Source organism: Aliikangiella maris (assembly GCF_040719265.1).
Lineage (GTDB): Bacteria > Pseudomonadota > Gammaproteobacteria > Enterobacterales > Kangiellaceae > Aliikangiella > Aliikangiella maris.
The window spans coordinates 1-1,008 of the sequence record NZ_JBFDAH010000117.1 but is presented as its reverse complement, the minus strand read 5'-3'; the positions used below and the strand labels follow the sequence as shown (position 1 = coordinate 1,008).

Here is a 1,008-nt window from a genome sequence, read left to right as displayed (position 1 = left end):
GTTGGTGAGTTGGTCGGGAGAGCCGGTGCTGGTGGTGTTATCGGCGCGTACGCAAGCGCAGTTGATGGCGCGGGTGAGCGATTTACGGCAGTGGTTAATGGCGGCGGGTGAGGTGGATTTGTTGTCACTGGCTTATACGCTGCAGATTGGTCGAGAGGCATTGGATGAGCGTTTGAGTGTGGTGGTTGGCAGTGTTGAGGCGTTATTAGCGCGACTTGATGCGGTACTGGGGGGCGAGTCTGGCGGAGAGATTTACCGGGGCACCTTGCAGTCAGGTCAATCAGAGATAGCCTTGTTAAATCAGGATGAGGATATGCTGGGAGCGGTGGGTCGTTGGATAGCGCAGGGTAAATTGCATTCATTGGCGGCATTATGGGTTAAGGGATTACAGATTGACTGGTTGCAGTTGTATGGGGGGTTACCCGAGGTGATACATCTGCCGGGTTATCCGTTTGCGCGCGAGCGTTACTGGGTTGACACCTCGCGTTTATCGCGTGAGTTAACGGGCCGTGCTGGTGAGCGTGAAAGTCAGGATAGCGCACGTCAAGATAGCGTGCTGAGTCAGGTGATACATCCGTTGTTGCAGGTGAACTGTTCACGGTTGGATGAGACGATTTATGAGAGTGAGCTGGATAGTCAGTTATTGCAGCGATTGGGTTATGCGAGCTCTGGGCTGAGCGTTGGGGTGAGTCTGGTGATGATGCATCAGGCGTTACAGGCGGGCGTGGGTGAGTCATCGCTGGTGTTGCGTAATTTGGTGTGGGGCGAGCCGGTTGATTTATCGTCGGCGTGTCGTATTGGGGTGAGCTTGCGATTGGTGGCCGAAGGTCAAATTGGGGTTGAGCTTTATCAGGTTGATGCCCGTCAGACTATTGCGGCACAGGGACTGGCCTTGTTGCATGAGTCATTTGATAAGACGCTGTTACAGAAGCCTTTATCAGTTGATTGGAGACTGCCCTTATCGAGAGCGAATCGGGATGGTCTGGGTTTAGTGGATGAGTGTTTGGT

At 53.7% G+C, this 1,008-nt stretch carries 1 protein-coding gene; it reads left to right on the top strand.

Annotated elements, in window-relative coordinates:
• Positions 1-64: 64 nt before the first annotated feature.
• On the top strand, positions 65-1,008 hold a 944-nt coding region (locus ABVT42_RS22415), incomplete at its 3' end, for a KS-MAT linker domain-containing protein (RefSeq protein WP_417281493.1).